This window comes from Desulfofarcimen acetoxidans DSM 771 (assembly GCF_000024205.1).
Classification (GTDB): Bacteria; Bacillota; Desulfotomaculia; order Desulfotomaculales; family Desulfofarciminaceae; genus Desulfofarcimen; species Desulfofarcimen acetoxidans.
Genome location: NC_013216.1, coordinates 4,023,363 through 4,042,469, shown reverse-complemented (window position 1 = coordinate 4,042,469; position 19,107 = coordinate 4,023,363). Strand labels below are relative to the sequence as shown.

Sequence of the window (19,107 nt, the reverse complement as noted above, 5' to 3'; positions counted from 1 at the left end):
TTCATTTGTTCATAACGACATGCTAATTCGTAAACTCCCGCTAGCTATCCTTTCTTGGCATGTTTCAGCCTCCATATGCATATTTTATAATTTGGTCAGAAGCGTGTCAATGTACCCGTCCCCTTTGACATGGTACAATTTCCTCATTACTGTCATATGTTGAAAAACGAAGTAAATCTCCCATGGATTATTAGGTTCATAATATTGATACTTATTTTAGTCTCACAACCTTTCCATTAATGTTAATTTCTTTAACATTTGCAACCTTAATAGGCTCTGTAGGCATATATTTGCAGATAATCATGTCATCTTCTCTTTGTGAGATTACGGATTTCAGGGCTAGAATACTACCATCATTCATTTTTACCGATACGCTAATATCGTTAGTATTGTCCTTTATGTTTCCATTACCAATTATTGAAACACCAATGGGGGAAACAGAAACCTTATTTATTTTTATTCCGCCCGAATTCATATCACAGTCAACTACTGTGCTTTTTTCCACTGCTTCAATTTTAAATGTAGTCTGCCATTTGCCTTCAGTATACTGTCCGGATGTCGTAAAATGATCTGCATTGAGCCTATAGTTATTAAGCTCGGTTTTCTTTACTTGGAAAATATACTCAACATATTCACTGCCATATTTGGTATTTCCTTTTTCATCAGTACCAAAATAAATGTTACTTGGGTTTATTCTATTACCCGAACTGTCAATTAACGCAAAGGTACCATGATCATCAATTCCATTACCGTTCCATTTAGTTTGAACATGAAGCTGCCCATCAATAATTCCAATATTTGATATATGTGCAAAATTTATATTTGGTAGTGCAATATTCATTTCATCGGTTTTTAATATATTTATAGTTCCTTTTTCAATTAATTTATTAAATAAATCACCGCTGCCACCGGGAATATTATGCATGTCAAGGGGAATTGTGCTTGTATTAGAGTCGTTTACAGCCTTTACCAAGTCAATGCCGGTATCAAATAAGTTATAACTTTGTTTATCACTTAAAAATGAATTTACATTAACTGTTACTTTTTTACCATTCAGTCTGCTGCCTCCATTCGCAAGTAATCTTACAATTGCAGTCCTTGAAGCTTTATCATATGATATTACTTGACTTGTAAAACTATGCAATCCTGTAATACTGTAATTATAAAAGTCGATATCCTCATCAACTCTATCAGCAGTCAGGTCTTGCATTGAGATGTACACAACAGCAGTATCATCATCACTCATTGCTGCAACCACTTCCATTTTAATTCCGTTATCTTCAGAAGTAACTCCTATTGGCTGAAGGAATTGTGCTATTTGCGGACTTACAGTATATAAAAGTTTATTAAAGTTTGGAATAGTTGCTGCCATAACAGAAACGGACAGCATAACACATAAAATCGCTGCAGCTATGGCAAATACTCTTTTTACTGTTTTTCTTTTTTTATAGGAATTACTTAAAATTTTACCTTTAAGCTCATCACTAATTTTAATGTTAGCAAGCCTTGTATCAATAACATTCTTAATTGTTCTATTCATCATAATACCATCCTTTCAAATTTATTTTTAATATTTCTCTTGCTCTCTTCAACCTAATAGATATAGTTGCCTCCGGTGTTTTCAACACCTCTGCAATTTCGCGGATTTTCATATCTTGATAGTAGAACAGAAGTATCACTTCCTTGTATTTAGAAGATAACTTCATTATTTCTAAAAGGAGCGCCTCATCTTGCAAAGCATCATTGCTGTTATTTGAAGGCATATTTTCTAAAACCATTGTTTCATCAATGCGTTTCCACCAGGAAGAGCGCAAGTAATTTTTGCAAACATTGATTGCTATTCTCATTATCCATGTTCTTTCCTTACTGTCACCTCTAAACTTTGGATAGCTTTTATGTATCTTAATGAAAGTATCTTGTACAGCATCTTCTGCTAAATGTGAATCTTTAAGGTAAATAAGGCACATTCTAAGCAGTGAGTTGCCATATTTTTCTATGAGATTATTTATATCAGGTATAGGTTTTCTATTTGGTACCGAGATATAACCCATTACTTCAGCCTCCTTTTAGCTATTAGACACCTTAAAGCAAAGAATTCTTTCAAAACTAAAAAATATTTTCATAATTTAAAAAGCGGTGATTCATGATGTAGTATAGAACTTTTTATCGAAGACCCTGTAATTAAGGGACTTCTATCTTAAATAAGGTTGAACATCAGCTTAAAATATGGTCATCCTCCTCAAAATTTTAAGCACTGCTACATGGATATATCTGAATTCCATGCAAACCATCTCCTTCCAACGAAAAATCTATAAATCAGTAAGTTGTCTTTTTTATCATGCCGCATTTCATAAACAAAGACATACCTTCCTCTTGGAGGAAGATATGTCTTTTCTGAAAAGTTTGGTTAAAAAAGATGCCTTAACTCATAACAATTTTCTATAAACGCTGTAATCCTTTAATTCTTTATGCTTAATTGTCACCGTTCACTTTAAATTAGACTAGAATAATTAAATTAAAATAGACTAAATCAATCCGTCAGTCCGTCCCGAATATAAAAAAGCCAGTCCCCGGGAGGGGTACATCCCCAAGCCTTTTATATATGCGTCTACTTCGTTCATTTAAATATACATCGCTGTCTCTGGTTTTTGCTTTTCCAGAGACACACCTTAAATTCCAGCATAAGCTTTTTGCAAAGCTCCCAAATCAAATTTTTTCATTTTCAGGAGCGCCTCGGTCACACGCCGTATCTTTTCTCTGTCACCGGACTTTATCATCTCATTCATAACTGTAGGTACGATCTGCCACGACACTCCAAACTTATCCTTTATCCACCCGCATTGTTCTGCCTCAGGTACGGCAGAAAGCTTTTGCCAGAAGTAATCAATCTCTTGCTGGTCGTTACAGTTTACTTTAAAAGAAATTGCTTCATTAAAGTTGAAATCCGCCTCAAAGCCATTATCCATTGCAGAAAAAGCAATACCGGCTAGTTTGAAAGCAGCATAATTTATCTTTGCCTTTGGTGACACTGCTTCTCCTTCTCCATACCTGCTGATTGCTCCTAATTCTGAGTTTTCAAATACTTCGGTGTAGTACTTTACTGCTTCTTCAGCTTTACCACATGATTCTTTTGAAAAAAGTAAGTTGGGTGTAATCTTTTGAACAGTTTGTGCATTATCGGTAAGCATTAGCTGCCAGGACAATCCATACCGGTCCTGGACCCAACAGTACCACTTACTAAAGGGGTATTCACCCAAAGGCATTAATTCCGTTCCACCTTCAGATAAAGCTTTCCATTTGGTATTTACTTCTTCTACAGAGAAACAGGCTACCATCAAGGAAATGGAGGGGTTGAATTTGAAGAAAGGGCCGGCACTAATCGCCTCGAATTGTTGTCCAGCCAGTTCAAAACTAACAATTTCTGCTTTCCCTGAGGGGGTATTTTCTATAATTGTTATATTTAATAATTTTGATTGGTCAAATAGACTAATATAAAACAAAGCTGCCTCTTTAGCTTCCTTGTTGTACCATAAGTGTGGAACTATTCTTTGCATAATTATATCCTCCTATTTCATCAACATCTATGGCTGTTATTATAATCTATACCACCGTGACTTATATTATTTAATGTTTTTTTAACCAAACCCCGCCAGAATTCCCCCACCTCTAAGGTGGTGGGATGAATGGCGGCCTTGTTTTGTGTACTAATAAAATGTTTGCCAAAGCCTCTATGATGTGGCAAAATATAATCAGACGCAATAACGAAAGGCTGATTATTATTGAGCAAACTTGATACAAATAGCCACTCGGTCTTCTTACTCACATATCATCTGATTTTGGTAGTAAAATATCGCAGAAAAGTTATAAACGACACAATAGCAAACCGTATCAAAGAAATTGGTGAGTATATTGCACCAAAATATAATATTAGTTTTCTTGAATACAACCATGACAAAGATCACACACGCATATTGTTCAAGGCTCACCCTAATACGGAAATTTCTAAGTACATCAATGCATTCAAAAGTGCATCATCCAGACTTATTAAAAAGGAGTTTCCGGAAGTTAGAAAGCAGCTGTGGAAAGAATATTTTTGGTCGCAAAGTTTTTGTCTTCTAACTACAGGTGGTGCACCCATTGAAGTAATTAAGAAGTACATTGAAACCCAGGGTGAAAAGAGGTGAATCATTTGCAAATTGTCTACCGGTTTGAAATGCGTCCGACCAAAGAGCAACAGAAAAAAATGTTTCACACACTAAAACTTTGCCGGAAACTCTATAACTGGTCTTTATCTGAGCGTCAGCGTGTGTATAAAGAAACCGGCCAAGGGTTGACATATAATAAACAGCAGAATATGCTGCCGGGCTATACAAAAGAACATCTGGAATACAAGCAAGTTCACAGTCAGGTAATGCAGGATACTTTGCGCCGGGTAGACTTTGCCTATCAGCGGTTTTTTGCCAAAGAAGCCGGATACCCCCGGTTCAAAAACCGTGACCATTACACATCGTTTACCTATCCCCAGGTGGATGCTGTAAAGAAAACTTTCTCTAAGCCGGGTAAAATCTATCTTTCTAAAATAGGTTTCGTAAAAATGACAACTCACCGGGAATTTGATGCCAGTCAAATATCCAGGGTTAACATAAAGTATCACGGTGGTAAGTGGTACGCTAATTTGACTGCCGAAGTGGAAGTACTCGAAAATCTTATCGACAGTACCAAATCCATTGGAATAGACGTGGGCCTTGAACATTTTGCTGTATTGTCTGATAGTACAGAAATAGGAACCCCAAAATACTATCGTAAATCAGAAAGGAAGTTAGCCAAACAACAGCGAAGACTTTCTCGCAAAAAGAAAGGTTCTAACAACCGAGGGAAAGCCAAAACTAAAGTGGCTAAACTTCATGCTAAGATAACTAATCAACGAAAAGACTTTCTACACAAGGCCAGTCTAGACGTGGTTCAGAGCCATGATATTGTCTTCATGGAAGATCTAAAGATCAAGAACATGGTCAAAAACCACTACCTAGCTAAAAGCATACATGATGCTTCATGGGGTACATTCAGAAACTTTGTTGAGTATAAATGTCACAGATATGGTAAAATATTTCTTCCTGTCCCTCCTCATGGCACTTCCCAGACATGTCTTTGTGGTGCCAATGTGCCAAAGGATTTGAGTGTCAGAGTGCACCGGTGTCCTGCTTGTGGAATGGTTATGCCCAGGGATTTGGTGTCAGCCATATTGATAGAACGTCGTGGCTTAGAAATGCTAGCGGCTTAGATATATAGTTGTAGGGCGGGGACCGCCCGAAGTCATGCCTGCTGGAGGCCGTGTAAGACCTATTGCTCTTTGTAACGGTAGGCCGTGGCTGATGAATCAGGAAACGCTCGTTGATGTTCCTTTGGAAGCCCCCGCTTCTTAGTGGAACGTAAGCGGGGGTAGTTCACACACAAGCAGCAGGTATTGCAAAAATTAATAGAATTAAAATTAAGAAGAGAACAAAGGGCCAACTTCCGAAAACCGCTGCTCCAGCAGGGGTTGTATCTGTACATGTATCTGTACCATAAGCCATTATATTTATCCTCCTTTTCCCGTATCCTTAGTTTATTACTATATTATTGCTCTTGGTATTATTTGTTACATTTAAATACAATGTTGTTTATTTACACTTATAGATGTTTGTATAGATCTGAGGAACCATAAACTGTAATTGTTGAGTTTTGGTATAAGTTAATTGTGGATTATGAAGAAAAGGAAATGAAGCTGTCTGGTGCAAAAGAAAAGGAGCAGCCTATAACTGCCCCCTTTTTATTTTCCTTAACTCCGGATTGTTAGTAATCGATTTTCTTTGATTTTTGTGGTAATTTATTATTGTAAATTGATATTATTTATATTTTGTGAGGATTAATAAATTAAGAAGAACTATCAGCTATAATAACAAACTCGTCTCTTTTTTTGCATGGTAAATAATCACTCAAATTTTGTTCATTTATAATAGTATAAAGTTTTATAGAAAATCGCTCCTGAAAACCCATGGACTCGTCCCGGAGGAGGTTTACTTTACTACCAGTACCGGGCAGTGACTGCAGTGTAGTACCTTGTGGCTTACACTTCCCAGCAATGCGCTTTTTATGTCACCAAATCCTCGGCTGCCGATAACAATCATATCGAAATTCCCTTCTTCAGCGGTTTTGCATATAGTTTCGGCTGTATTTCCTCTACCCAGTATAAATTGTGGAGATAGCCCTTCAGCTTTAAATATTTCAGAAACCTTTTCTGAAACTATTGCCGCACGGGATTGAATATCTTTTTCCAGCTCATTGCGATTTATCCAAGCACATATACCCGGCTCAGGAAAAAGATCAAAACAGGTAGGAGCCACGAAAATAACGGTGAACTTCAAATCGCTATGCAATTTAGTCAGACTCAAGGTTTTTTCTGCCGCACGCAGTGAGTTTTCGGATCCGTCAACTGCTAAAAGTATGTTTTTCATATGCTTCCTCCTTCTAAATAATTTTACCGACAGATTACGTTATTTGAGATAGAACCAGTTTAGAGTATTGCATTTCCTGCGCTACTATAGGTACTCTACAGAATTTATTCTCTCTGGAGGATGAAAATCCTTTTTTTCTTTGGATAATTGCGGAATTTAATATATTTCCATAATCTCCTGAGTGAACCTCCGTCTGTATTTTTCCACCCATAACTTGATTTTCTCACGGGTAGAGCATATCGATTATGTGCCTGTTTTTTATGCCATTCTTTAAGGACTCAAGAAAAATGATTGGATGAACCAACATGTTAATAATATACTTAAATGCCTAACCAAGAGCAGGGAGTCCGGCTCAACCGGCCCGCTTTTTCCACTCAAAACTGTTGTTTTTATTCGAAAAATCGAATAGAATGCAGGTATGAACTTGTGTGAATATATATTTTTGTGAGGTTTGCTATGTTTGATTATATGACTGTTGAGGAAGCTGCGGAAAAATGGGGTATAACAGGAAGGCGTGTACAGATATTATGCAGACAGGACAAAATTCCAGGATCTATAAAAAAATCCGGCGCATGGTTTATACCCCAAAGCGCGCAAAAACCTTCCGATCCAAGATTACACAGAAAGAATCGGATAAGCTCTGCTGAAATCTTAAAAAGGCAGGTGGTAAAGATGCGTCCTGAACTGATAGAATTTAATAACGGAATGCCGGTCAGGGCGTTTGCCCGGAGCGGCAACCAATACCCTTACCACTGGCACGACGCACTGGAAATCATTCAGGTTCTCAAAGGCTCGGTCAACATCGGCATGGGCGACGATGACCTGCTGTTGCAGGAAGGTGACATTGCCGTTACGAACATGGGCGAAATTCACCGCATGGCGGGTGATGGAGAAGAGGAAATCCTGTTTATCCACATCGACAACGACTTCTGCCGCCGCGTCCTGCCGGACCATTACCTGTTTATATACTGCTGCTCCCCTTACCACGAGGCCCAGGCACCGGAGAAGTATAACGTCTTGAAGGAATATATTGCACGGCTGGCCGTGATGCTCGGCGCAGGCCCGCGCATTACCGATCAGAATACCGTTGAGAAGCTGCTGAAAGAAATGCTGATCTATACCACATACAACTTTGACTTTATACGCTGGGGCTATGGAACGGAACCCTTTGACGAAAAGCGCGTATCAAGGCTGCGTCAGATGGCAAAGCATACAACCAGTGACGCGGAGGTACAGATGGGTCTGACGGCTCTTGCTGCCGAGCTTGGCATCAGTGCCCAGCATTTAAGCGGCGACATCAGGAAAAAATTCGGAATGACCTTTCAGGAACTGTTGTGTTACAGCCGGTGCGAACACGCGGCGAGACTATTGTTGGGTACCGACAGGCGCATCGTTGAGATCGCGGCGGACTGTGGCTTTTCCGATAACAAATACCTAATCAAGTATTTTAAACGCTTCTTCCGCTCCACTCCTTCTGATTTCCGCAAGGCTTACCAATTGGACGGCACGACTCTCGCTCTCCAAACGCAATACCGGGTCATGTCTTTCGACTATGCCCTTCGTCGCCTGCCGTTAGTAGGAGCGAGAGATTCCCGTGAATAACTAAAAGAACATGATGAACACATCAACCCGCTCAAAAGCGGGTTTTATTTGTAGTCTGGGAAATTTTAAAAAAATTCGGAATAGAGGTCCTGTCCGGTTTTTATTGTTCAAAAGCATAGTAAGAAATACTATTGACACAACAATGAATGTAGTGATAAATTAATTACACAATGTATATAACTATGCTTTGTATAATTGCTTCCCCGGTTCTCTTTTTTAAAATTTATATTGGAGGTTGCTAATGGGTTCAGGAAATATGTTGCCTGAAAACAGGCTTGAGCGTAAGAAAAGGGAAACTCGACAAAAGATTATTACAACCGCTCTGGATTTATTCCGGCGGCAGGGGTTTAATAACACTACCATGGAGCAAATAGCTGAAAAAACAGACATTGCCAGAAAAACGCTTTATAATCACTTTCCCGTCAAGGAAGCTATTGTTGACGAGTATATGCGGGATATTTCCAGCGAATTTGCCAAGAAAAGCATGAAAGCCATAAGGGACCTGCCTGATACCAAATCCCGTTTAGTGGCTGCACTGGATAAAGCCTACCAATGGGTGGAAGAAAACCCGGAGTTTGCAGGAATCTGCCTGGGTTATCGAATGAAAAACATATGCCGGGGCTCAGAAGATGAAAATAGCGTAACAGGAACTCGAAGTATTGTTTCTGAGATTATCCGTCTGGGCCAGGAAAGCGGTGAAATCAGACGCGATTTTCCGGTGACTGTACTGGCCACCCAAATAGATATTCTCCGGGGTGCCGTGGTCATGGATTGGTTAAAGGATATGTCCAGGTTTGAACTGCGCCGAAAGATGGTCATGGTAACAGACCTTTTTTTAAACGGGGCAGCTAACCGCGATGATTCTGAATAAAAAACAATGGAAAAAGCCTGTGAGTATATTTATGATCCAATAATTCCAAAGGAGGTCAACAAAGTGAAAAATTCCGGAACAAAATGCATTTTAAACTGGTCAGAGGTTTTTCATTTAGGTACCCGTCATGCCGGTGGCAAAGGCTGGAACCTGGGACGCCTAGCCAGGTATGGTTTTAACATTCCCCCGGGAGGAATTCTTACTACTCGGGCTTATGCTGAATTTATTAACTTAAATAAACTTCAGGAACAGGTGCAAGACATTGCCGCATCAGTAACCGCGGCAAATATAAATGAAACTTACAGCCGGGACATTTTGACTGATTTAAGAAATAAAATCAGGAGAGGTGCCGTGCCGCAACATGTCGTATCGGAAATAACCAACCTGATCAAAGAACCGGAGTTGGCAGATAAGTCGTTGGCTGTGAGATCATCAGCAGCGGCGGAAGATTCAGTGCAGGCCTCCTTTGCCGGTATCCATGAATCATTTCTGAATGTAAGCGGACTGGACAATATACTGGCGGCAATAAAAGAATGTTACGCTTCGCTTTGGTCACCCCGGGCAGTGGCATATCGGAGAAAAATAAATATCAGTGATGATGATTCAGCTATGGCAGTGGTAATCATGTCCATGGTTGAGGCACATGCCGCCGGTGTGGGGTTTACATGTGATCCCCGGTCTGGACAGCAGGATGTTTTGGTGATCAGTGCCAATTTCGGTTTGGGTGAATCGGTGGTAAACGGGGTTGTAGAACCGGATACCTATTATTTGAATGCACAGCCTTGGGAAGCGGTACCGGGGCTAATTGAACGTAAAACCGGTCGAAAGGAAGGAGTAACCATCAATAAAAAGGATGGTGGGACTCAATTTATACATAATGAACAATTATCCGGTCAGCCGGTATTGTCCAACGAGGAAGTTGAAAAACTTGGCCTGCTCCTACTGAGGGTGCTTTACGCCCTGGGAGATGGTGAGCAGCACCAGGATGTGGAATGGGTCTTTGACGGGCGGGAATTTGTTTTGGTCCAGGCCAGACCTGTGACAAGCCTGCCTCGCAACACCTTTCCGGCTTTAAAAGGCCAGCCGGATATTTGGTCCAACGGCAATTATCGGGATGCCGTGCCCATGGTTCAGTCACCCCTGAATCGCCGGTTATGCATCGACATAATAGATACTATCCACGAAGCCTCCTATACCCGCATTGGCTACCAACTACCCAAGGGTTTAAGGTTTTCCAGATATTTTAATGGCCGGCTTTATGCTAATATCTCTGTCCTGCAGTGGGCCTGGTATGATTCCATGGGCATTTTGCCCAGGGATGTTAACAGTTTTTGGGGAGGGCACCAGCCGGAAATAGATATCAAGGAGACCGAACCGTATCAAGGCGACGCAGGTGCAAAGAGGTTGGAAAGATTGCAAAAAAATGCCTTGTTGATAGATAAGGCCATGGAAGATGCTCCGAAGACATTTAGTCACGTATTACACCGTGTAAATATTCTAACCGAAAAAGGTTTTGAGCAGCGGCAGGGTACTGAGATTATCAATGCTTATAATGAATTGGCACGGTTGGCTAAAGAATATGCCCGGGAATTTAGGTTTTTGAGCGGCACAGGCGCCTCAGCAGTGGGTTCGTTGTTTACGGTACTCAACCAGTATTTGGGTCACAGGGCCGCAATGGTTTTTAATGCCTTGATGGTGGGCAGTGAGGTGGGCATAACCAGCGCGGATCACGGTTACAGGCTAGTGGAACTGGCGTCATTGGCCCGCCGGGACAATGACGCTGTTCGATTCTTTAATATCGCCGATTTTAGACTGCTCAAATGGGAGGAACAGCTGCCCGAGGAATCTCCCTTCAAGCAGTCTTTTCGGCAATTTCTCAATGATTACGGGCACCGAGCTGTCTATGAATTGGATATAAGGAACCCCAGGTGGCAGGAAGACCCTACTTACCTGCTGGATATTATCCGTGGCAGCATTGACACTGCCGATATCGGAGAAATCAGGACGAAACAAAAAGAGAAATATGAACGGGTTTGGGAGGAAATTAAAGATAAGGTGCCCGTAAGCGAGCATTACTCCATAGAGAAATGGGTCAAGGAGGCTCAGGCCGGGGCCGCGGTGCGGGAAATGGCTAAATCGATTTTGGTAAAGGTTACTAATGTATGCCGGATAATGGCTTTGGAGTTGGGTTCCCGTTTTTATTTAAAGGGGATTATTGAAAAACAGGCTGACATCTTTTTTTGCACTTGGCCGGAATTATTCTCGGTGTTAACCGGAGCATGGGACGGTATCGGACTAAAGGTTCTAATTGTTGAAAGAAAGTCCCTGATGAGTAAAATGGAATCTATTTCTCCCCCGGATATAATTTTTGGTGAAACACCCAGATATACAGAGCCGGTTACCCTCAACTTAGATAGCGGGCTACAGGGGGTGGCGGTTGCCGCCGGTAAAGCTTCCGGCACTGTACGATTGATCAATAACCCGGTTGAGGGAAGCAAATTGCAATCGGGTGATGTACTTGTGGCACCGTCTACCGACCCTGCCTGGACTCCTTTGTTTTTAAAAGCCTGCGCAGTGGTTATGGAAACCGGGGGATTTATGTCTCACGGCGCCATTGTAGCCCGGGAATACGGCATTCCGGCGGTAGTTAATATTCCCGGCGTTATGAAGGTTGTTAAAGACGGCCAAAAAATAACGGTGGATGGTGATGAAGGCAGAGTTTTTATCCCATAGTATAACGCAAATTTTTTTGAGAACTTGAAATGCTCGTTCAACGTTTATTATTTTTTACAATAACTATTAATAAACGCATATCTTGTTATGATATAGATCATAGTTTTAATGGGTTATAAAATTTGCATTAAAAACTTTCAATTGCTTTACCGTTAATATACAAAACACCGGAAAAAAATTTATCTACCAGGTGACTTTTGCTATTCTCATCTTTAGTAATCTGATAATCAGTATCCTCAAACAGACTTCTTGTCTGTACCCACTCGTATTCATCGTATTGTTTTCTAAAACCGGTCATAATTAACAGAGGGTATGCCGGATAATAGTTATTAACCATGTTTTTTATTTTATTCATGTATTCCTGCACCTGTTCGGGATGATATTTATTTGCTGCCTCAAAACTAAAAGGAGCGCTGCTTTTAACAAAAACATAAATAAGGTCTTTTAATTGTTCTGTGTTTTGTGCAGCGTTTTTGACATATACTTCAAAATTGTAAGTTTCACCGTCAATAATGGCACGGGAAGTGGAATTATTTAATTGTTTGGATAACTGTGTAAATATTTGATCCGATGTGTTGATAGTTGTAATATCTCCCAAACTAATCATATTTTTTATAACTGAATTGGTTCTGCAAAAGGCCCTGTATAACAAAACTGCCGCCTGTGACCTGGTTAAAGATTGCTCAGGCCTAAAAGTTCCGTCAGGATAACCGGAAATTAATTCATTTGACAGGGCGGCAGCTATAAGAGGCTGAAGGCTGTCAGTTATTGACGAGTAATCTTTAAAATTATTTTTGAGAATGTCAAGATCTTCTTGCTTTGAATTGACACCGCCTTTAGCTTTTACCAAGGCAGCTGTTACGTCCTCTCTGGAAATAGGTTTTGTCCCCTGGAAGTTAAAAGTACCGTTTCCCAAAGAATAACCGGGCAAATATTCTTTTACAGCTTCTATGTATCTTGCAGACCAGTGTTCAACAGGTACGTCAATAAATGAAGAGTTATCGGTACTTGTAGGTGAAATACCCATGCAGCGTACAAGTAAGACTGCAAATTCTTCGCGGGACATTGCTTTTTCAGGTTTAAAACTATTATCTGGGTAACCTAACATATAACCATGTAAAACCATGGTATTAATAATATTATGAGCCCAGTGCTCAGAGGATAAATCAACAAACTGTGAATCTTGCGCGAAAGATTTGCCGCCATAGGCTGATACAAAAACGGTAAGCAATATTAAAATAAACATTTTTTTCATATGATTTTACATGAATACCTCTCTTTCCTAAATATCAATTTATTATTCCATATACTGTTAACTACGAAATAATGATTATGATATTTTTTATCTATATTGTATCTATTAATGCAAATATTGTCTAATCAAAAAATACGTAAATATCACCATAGATTATTCAATAGTCTGGATTATATGCTGATGAATGAATATTACTTTAATATAATCCAAAATGCTGCCAATAAAGCTATTTTAAGTCGTGTTAGTTTTAAACACGAAAAATGGCGGACAGCAGTGGGTTGGATCTGGCCTTATGGAAAGAGGTATGCTTGATATAAAAGGGGGTATAATTTGGGATGCCGGAAGACGGATTTTGGATCCCGTTTTTCAGCATATAAGTAATAGTCTCTTGTTGAAAAACAAAATATTTTGGAATGCTTTAAAGATATTAACTTATCTCAGGAACAGTCTACTTGTGCCGACAGGACAGACTGCAGATGGTATAATAAATATAATGAAAGGGGGCGAAGGTTTGACTGTTTCAGATGATAAGGCTTACAAAATAGAGGATTATTAAATTTAGTTTTGCGATATGATGCGTTATAATGTAAATGTAAGGGGGAGTATGTCATGGCAAATGAATACATCTATCCTGATATTAATGATCAGATTACTCTATCGCTTATAAATAAAACGGAACTTATAGCCGGGAGTTGGGAACAAGATGAATTATCAATATTAGCATGGATAAAAGAAAAGCTGTCTCATCTGGATCCTGATAAGGCGGTTCTCCTTGATGGTGGCTGTGGGGATGGTCGTCTGCTGCCTCATTTTCATAGCTTTTTTAAAAAAATATATGCTATTGATCCTGATAGCAATAGGCTTTCTAAAGCTGCAGAGACCTCCAGAAAATTGGGAATTGAAGAAAAGGTTGTTTTTATAAATGCGGCATTGGAAGAGTGTGAGTTTGAACTGCAATTTGATGTTATAATTTCCAGTCACATTATTCAGCATGTTCAAAGGCATTTAGTGGATAAAATATTATCGGGTTGTTTTAAGCATCTTAAGCCGGGCGGTTATTTATTCCTCATGACAAGCTATTCTACAAAATCCGCTGATTATTATGTAAAAGATTATTTTGCCGAGAACAATTTTGTTGAAGAGGAAATAAGCCCGGAGTTATTTGATTCAATGGTAAGCAACAGTGAGGGGATATTACCCGTGCATTTTTTTAGCAGACAGTCTCTGGTAGAGCTTTTTCAAAATAATTTTTTAGTAATAACATATATGCAAATTTTTCATAATACCAAAAACAATCCAAATGGCCGTGACATTTTTGTAGCGGCTGAGAAGCCTATTTAAGTATACCTTTTAATACATCAATAATCGTAGCTATTGCCCCTAAACCGCCAATAACTGCCAGATAAATTAATATTTTATTGATTTTTTTGTTGTTATCTATAATCAGTTTCTTTTCGGCTGTATCTTGATGCTTAGTTAATTCATTTAATTTTGCATCAATGAGAAGACTGTCGCGAATATTTTGTGCAAGGATATCTATTTCTTTTATTCCGGAAGAACAAAGCATATCGGAAAACATACAGTAAAGCTTGCTTTTTAGAGCATAAATCTCTTCAATACTGGTGGTAGATTCAAATTTATGTTTTTCCTCTATTTCGTCTAACAGGCACCTGATTATTGAGATTTGTTCTAATAATAAAAAAGGTCCGTGATCAACGCCGGCTATTTGGGGTAGTTTTTCTTTATAGAAATAGTGTAGTTGTTCCTGTCCGTATTGGGTTAATATCTCTTCTTGTTGATCTTCATATTTCCTTCTTCTTTCTCCGTTGCTGAAATTAATTGATAGAACACATTTATCAAATGAGATGACAGTAAAGAAATCCCTTGTTGACCATGTGTTGGATATTCGTGAATTCAAAATGTCATGGGGAACAAAACGCCATCCTTCATCACCGGTAATGATTCCATATAGCTGTTGAGGGAAATGTTGAATCAAATGTTGAGGATTATTAATAAGGGAGCCGGAATTTTTAATCGGATCTCTTATTTCAACTAAATGAGTAAAAAGAAAATATTCATAATCAGTTTTTTTAATAAGGTTAACAGCGTATTCATTTAGTTTAGTAAATAATTTTGATTTATCTTTCCCTTTTACATTTTGGAAGGATACGTGGTGATGACCGTCAAAACATTGCTTAATAAAAATAATATCGTCTGTTGTAGCGTCTTTTCTAACAATATTGAAGAAAATTATGCCTACATCCGTTCTTGGGTAAATGGTGAAATACACATCCACAACAATTTCATTTTTCTTACTGGTGTCTACTGATGTATCAGCATTGTTTACCGTATAGAAAAAAGAAAATCTGTCAATCTTTACTCGATAGCAATCTTCAATAAGTTTTTGACCTTGTATACTTCTTAATATAAATTTCTCAGCATATGTAATTCCCTCTATTTTGGGTTCAATTTTATTATTATAACAAAGTTTTTCTTTTAAAATAATTTCCATGGCATCTTTATATTTTCTTAAAATTTGTTGCCTTTGTCCATTGCTTAGTTGACTTCTTTGCAGTAGATCTTTTTCAGAATTACTTAGAGGGTCCAGAGATGCCGGGAATAAATAAAAAAAAGTTAAAAAAACTTCTCCAAAGACAAGTTCATTTGATAAAGTGTCTGTCTGAGACATTTTTTCTTAGCCCCTTTGGTGTGAGATGATTTTACATAATTATTGCTAACTGATTATAACAGTATTATAGTCAATGGCGGACAATTATGACAGGTTGTAAATAGCTTTTTTCCTATCTGTTGCAGACATTTTTTTAATTTAAATAAGTGAGTGGAATTATAACAAAAATTATAGAAGAGTGTAAATCCGATTCTGATCCACACTCTTCTATGCACATTAATAAAATGATAAGAAGCCGCTTATCCTTCAATAAGCTTGTAAATTTGAGCCGCAATAAAGCAGACAGTACAGGCAACTCCCAATGGAATTAAAGCGGCCAGTATAGTCCATTTGGTACTGCCGCATTCTTTACGGATAGTCCACAGAGTAGTTCCACAGGGATAGTGCAGCAGGGAGAACAACATCATGCAAACTGCAGTAAGCCAGGTCCAGCCGTGCTGTACCACAAAGAGATTGTATAAATCTTCAATACTATCTAATTCGGTCATGGAACCGGTGGACAAGTAACTCATGATCAGAATGGGAAGTACAATTTCATTGGCCGGTAATCCGAGAATAAAGGCCATTAGGATAAAACCATCCAGCCCGATCATCTGGCCAAAGGGATTTAACCACTGGGCACAATGGGCAAGTATACTCAAATCGCTTACATAGATATTAGCTAAAAGCCAGGTAATGGCACCCGCGGGCGCCGCTATACAAACTGCTCGGCCCAGAATAAACAAGGTTCGATCATAGACGGAACGTACTATGATTTTTCCTATCTGGGGTTTCCGATACGGAGGAAGTTCCAGAGTAAAAGATGAAGGAACTCCCTTTAACAATGTTTTGGAAAGAATCCATGAAATGGCAAGTGTTGCGGCAATTCCCAGGAGAACAATTCCTACTACAATAGCAGTTGCCCCAAAGCTGCTTCCCATACCAAAGACTAAGATACCGGCCAGGGCTATTAAAGTGGGAAAACGGCCGTTACAGGGTACAAAGTTATTGGTTAACATGGCAATCATGCGTTCCCGGGGTGACTCAATTATTCTGCAGGCTACAATACCGGCGGCGTTACAACCAAAACCCATACTCATGGTCAGGGACTGTTTGCCGTGGGCGCCGGCTTTCTTAAAAAGTCGGTCAAGATTAAAAGCCACTCTGGGTAGGTAGCCCAAATCCTCCAGTAAAGTGAAACAGGGGAAGAAAATAGCCATTGGAGGCAGCATCACGGCTACAACCCAGGCCAGACATCGGTAGATTCCTTCTATAAAAAGACCGTGGAACCATGCGGGAGCATGCAGGTAGTTGCATATATAGGTTAAACGATCCTGGATCCAGAACAGTGAGTCTGCGATCATCGCAGAGGGAATATTGGCACCTGCTACGGTCATCCAGAATATCAAACCCAACAGTATTAACATGGATGGGAACCCAAGCAACCTTGAAGTAAGAATGTCATCCAGTTTTTTATCCCAGTCAATGCCCGGTTTATCTTTTTGGCTAACAACTTGATTTGTTATTGTCTCCGCAGCGTTGTAGATGCTGCTTACGATAGTATCATTTACCCACGGCTTATTGTCGGGGGCTAAGTTATCAGTATCTCTTAATATATCGTCAAGTCCGGCGGAGAATGTCCGGTTCATGCCCACACCTCACCTCCTACCGGGCTCTTGAAAGTGCTATCATGCTGATACAATTTTTTAAGAGTTTTAATTACGGTTTCATCCTTATCCAATAGTCTTAAAGCAAGCCAACGGCTATTGAAATTTTCCCCGGCCAACTGTTTAATCTTTGGCTCAATTTTCTCAATGGCAGCTTCAAGACAATCGCTGTATTTAACAACATAAGGATTAGTATTAATTGCTCCGCTGGCAACACCTGTGACGGTGTTTATTAATTGGTCCAGGCCTGAACCATTCCGAGCGGATGTGGCCACTACAGGAACACCTAAAATATTTGATAAACCTTCCAAGTCAATCTTAATTTTTTTTCTGGAAGCCTCATCAATTAGGTTTACGCAGACGACGACTTTTGCAGTAATCTCAAAGACCTGTAATGTTAGGTTTAGATTTCTTTCCAGGCAAGTGGCGTCCACGACAACAACGGTAGTGTCGGGTTTGCCAAAGCAGAGGTAATCTCTGGCCACTTGTTCTTCCACAGAATTGGCCAGCAGAGAGTAAGTGCCCGGTAGGTCAATTAAATTAAACACCAGACCTTGATTGATATATTTCCCTTCAGCTCTTAATACTGTTTTGCCCGGCCAGTTGCCGGTGTGCTGGTTTAAGCCGGTTAAGGCATTAAAAACAGTGCTTTTACCTGTATTTGGATTTCCGGCTAATGCAACTACATAATCTGTTTTGGAAAAATAACTTTTATGAAAGGTTTCCTTGTTTGCCCCGCTGCCACAAGATCGGTGCGTTAAACCCATGTCTTTTAATCCTCCTTATAATTTTACTAATATTTTTGTGCCTTCTTCTTCTCTGAAAGCAATAACGGCACCACGAATTTTATAGGCTTTGGGGTCTCCCATGGGGCTAATTCGCAAGGCCTCTACCTTTGTGCCCGGAACCAGGCCCAGATCAAGCATTCTTCTTCTGCTGATTCCTTCAGCTTTAATAGAACTCACAATACCCATTTTACCAATGGGTAAATCATGCAGGGTAATAATATTTTTATTGTTAGGGTTCTTCTGTCTGTCTTTCATTGTATACTCCTCACGGTTGGATGAATTTTAAAACATCGTGTCTAAGATTATGATTAGCTTAAATCTTTCAGCCCCCAAAAGAAGTTTGCCGGGGCTAATTTTATTAGTTTAAGCTCACTTTTAAATTGCACCTGACACATATTATGTAAGAATCTTTTTCATGGTTACAGGTTGAAAGTAAATTATTAAAGAGTTATTATCTAGCTTTAGCTATCTTCAGATTAAATTTTGCCGAATGATTGCCAACCGGATATCATAAGATTTACAAATTAGATTTGTAAGAGCCGGGGGGATGATTTTGAATAATATCTCAAGCGAAAGTGTTGTAGAGAGTAAAATAGCTGCAGGCAATACCTGTATCGGAGAAGAGGAATTCCCGGGTACACGAATAGAAGCAGCCCAACTGGGAATGAAAACCGTGGTATTATGGATTTATAACATTAATCAAAATGGTTCGTCAAATTTATTTCAGGAAGATATGAGCCGCCATTTTACAAGTGATAAAGACGGTAATGTGATAATCAGGGATATGAGTCCGGAATTAATGGCACAATTTTTATCTAATTTAACCACATCCAAGGAGATTCAAATACACGAATTGGGAATTCGATTAATGCTATTTGTATATAATTGCAATCAGAATGGTTCGAACAATGCTGCAAGAGTAACACCGGTTGCGGAATAAAAAAAATTTCAAGCCCTCATATGGCATAATTTAACAATGATGAATAGTATGTAATGTAGTAAATAGTGCAGGAAAGTGCCGAATCCCAC

General features: G+C 39.4%; 18 protein-coding genes. 8 read left to right on the top strand and 10 right to left on the bottom strand.

Annotated elements, in window-relative coordinates; all coding sequences use genetic code 11:
• Nucleotides 1-211: 211 nt before the first annotated feature.
• The 3 genes from DTOX_RS18700 to DTOX_RS18690 form a co-directional block, all read right to left on the bottom strand.
• A complete protein-coding gene (locus DTOX_RS18700) occupies nucleotides 212-1,540 on the bottom strand; it encodes a DUF4179 domain-containing protein (protein WP_015759238.1) in 1,329 nt (442 codons plus the stop codon).
• Entirely contained in the window at nucleotides 1,533-2,051 is a 519-nt protein-coding gene (locus DTOX_RS18695; RefSeq protein WP_015759237.1) for a sigma-70 family RNA polymerase sigma factor, read from the bottom strand. Before DTOX_RS18695 ends, DTOX_RS18700 begins: the two co-directional genes overlap by 8 nt.
• A 618-nt stretch (nucleotides 2,052-2,669) precedes the next feature.
• Entirely contained in the window at nucleotides 2,670-3,554 is an 885-nt protein-coding gene (locus tag DTOX_RS18690) for a VOC family protein (protein WP_015759236.1), read from the bottom strand.
• 225 nt (nucleotides 3,555-3,779) lie between these two features.
• Between DTOX_RS18690 and tnpA the strand changes: the two genes are divergently transcribed.
• Nucleotides 3,780-4,184, top strand: a complete 405-nt coding sequence (gene tnpA, locus DTOX_RS18685; protein ID WP_015756076.1) for an IS200/IS605 family transposase — start codon at nucleotides 3,780-3,782, stop codon at nucleotides 4,182-4,184.
• A 5-nt stretch (nucleotides 4,185-4,189) separates the two neighbouring features.
• On the top strand, nucleotides 4,190-5,281 hold the full coding sequence (locus tag DTOX_RS18680) for an RNA-guided endonuclease InsQ/TnpB family protein (RefSeq protein ID WP_015758955.1): 1,092 nt from the start codon (nucleotides 4,190-4,192) through the stop codon (nucleotides 5,279-5,281).
• A 163-nt stretch (nucleotides 5,282-5,444) separates the two neighbouring features.
• Here DTOX_RS18680 and DTOX_RS25005 read toward each other — a convergent pair whose 3' ends face one another.
• A complete protein-coding gene (locus DTOX_RS25005; protein ID WP_015759235.1) occupies nucleotides 5,445-5,573 on the bottom strand; it encodes a hypothetical protein in 129 nt (42 codons plus the stop codon).
• Between the two features lie 483 nt (nucleotides 5,574-6,056).
• Nucleotides 6,057-6,494, bottom strand: a complete 438-nt coding sequence (locus tag DTOX_RS18675) for a universal stress protein (RefSeq protein ID WP_015759233.1) — start codon at nucleotides 6,492-6,494, stop codon at nucleotides 6,057-6,059.
• Nucleotides 6,495-6,950: 456 nt separating this feature from the next.
• Between DTOX_RS18675 and DTOX_RS18670 the strand changes: the two genes are divergently transcribed.
• The 3 genes from DTOX_RS18670 (at nucleotide 6,951) to DTOX_RS18660 (ending at nucleotide 11,700) form a co-directional block, all read left to right on the top strand.
• Entirely contained in the window at nucleotides 6,951-8,096 is a 1,146-nt protein-coding gene (locus DTOX_RS18670; RefSeq protein WP_015759232.1) for a helix-turn-helix domain-containing protein, read from the top strand.
• Nucleotides 8,097-8,337: 241 nt separating this feature from the next.
• Entirely contained in the window at nucleotides 8,338-8,967 is a 630-nt protein-coding gene (locus tag DTOX_RS18665) for a TetR/AcrR family transcriptional regulator (RefSeq protein WP_015759231.1), read from the top strand.
• Nucleotides 8,968-9,030: 63 nt separating this feature from the next.
• Nucleotides 9,031-11,700, top strand: coding sequence for a PEP/pyruvate-binding domain-containing protein (locus DTOX_RS18660; protein ID WP_015759230.1), 2,670 nt, complete (start codon nucleotides 9,031-9,033; stop codon nucleotides 11,698-11,700).
• A gap of 127 nt (nucleotides 11,701-11,827) precedes the next feature.
• On the opposite strand, the gene DTOX_RS18655 is transcribed toward DTOX_RS18660, so the two are convergent.
• A complete protein-coding gene (locus DTOX_RS18655) occupies nucleotides 11,828-12,955 on the bottom strand; it encodes an S-layer homology domain-containing protein (RefSeq protein WP_015759229.1) in 1,128 nt (375 codons plus the stop codon).
• Between the two features lie 304 nt (nucleotides 12,956-13,259).
• Here DTOX_RS18655 and DTOX_RS18650 point away from each other — a divergent pair, with 304 nt between their 5' ends.
• Complete coding sequence (locus DTOX_RS18650; protein WP_157863013.1) at nucleotides 13,260-13,511, top strand: hypothetical protein; 252 nt, start codon at nucleotides 13,260-13,262, stop codon at nucleotides 13,509-13,511.
• Nucleotides 13,512-13,564: 53 nt separating this feature from the next.
• The gene (locus DTOX_RS18645; protein WP_015759227.1) at nucleotides 13,565-14,296 is read left to right on the top strand and encodes a class I SAM-dependent methyltransferase; all 732 of its coding nucleotides are present in this window, start codon (nucleotides 13,565-13,567) and stop codon (nucleotides 14,294-14,296) included.
• Here the strand turns inward: DTOX_RS18645 and DTOX_RS18640 are convergent.
• The 4 genes from DTOX_RS18640 to DTOX_RS18625 form a co-directional block, all read right to left on the bottom strand.
• On the bottom strand, nucleotides 14,289-15,644 hold the full coding sequence (locus tag DTOX_RS18640) for a hypothetical protein (RefSeq protein WP_015759226.1): 1,356 nt from the start codon (nucleotides 15,642-15,644) through the stop codon (nucleotides 14,289-14,291). The two genes, DTOX_RS18645 and DTOX_RS18640, sit on opposite strands and share 8 nt — an antisense overlap.
• Nucleotides 15,645-15,883: 239 nt before the next feature.
• On the bottom strand, nucleotides 15,884-17,272 hold the full coding sequence (locus DTOX_RS18635; protein ID WP_015759225.1) for a nucleoside recognition domain-containing protein: 1,389 nt from the start codon (nucleotides 17,270-17,272) through the stop codon (nucleotides 15,884-15,886).
• The gene (locus DTOX_RS18630) at nucleotides 17,269-18,057 is read right to left on the bottom strand and encodes a FeoB small GTPase domain-containing protein (RefSeq protein ID WP_015759224.1); all 789 of its coding nucleotides are present in this window, start codon (nucleotides 18,055-18,057) and stop codon (nucleotides 17,269-17,271) included. The genes DTOX_RS18635 and DTOX_RS18630 overlap by 4 nt, the downstream gene beginning before the upstream one ends.
• A gap of 15 nt (nucleotides 18,058-18,072) precedes the next feature.
• Nucleotides 18,073-18,333, bottom strand: coding sequence for a FeoA family protein (locus tag DTOX_RS18625; RefSeq protein ID WP_015759223.1), 261 nt, complete (start codon nucleotides 18,331-18,333; stop codon nucleotides 18,073-18,075).
• Between the two features lie 298 nt (nucleotides 18,334-18,631).
• Between DTOX_RS18625 and DTOX_RS18620 the strand changes: the two genes are divergently transcribed.
• Nucleotides 18,632-19,018, top strand: coding sequence for a hypothetical protein (locus DTOX_RS18620; protein ID WP_015759222.1), 387 nt, complete (start codon nucleotides 18,632-18,634; stop codon nucleotides 19,016-19,018).
• Nucleotides 19,019-19,107 lie beyond the last annotated feature (89 nt).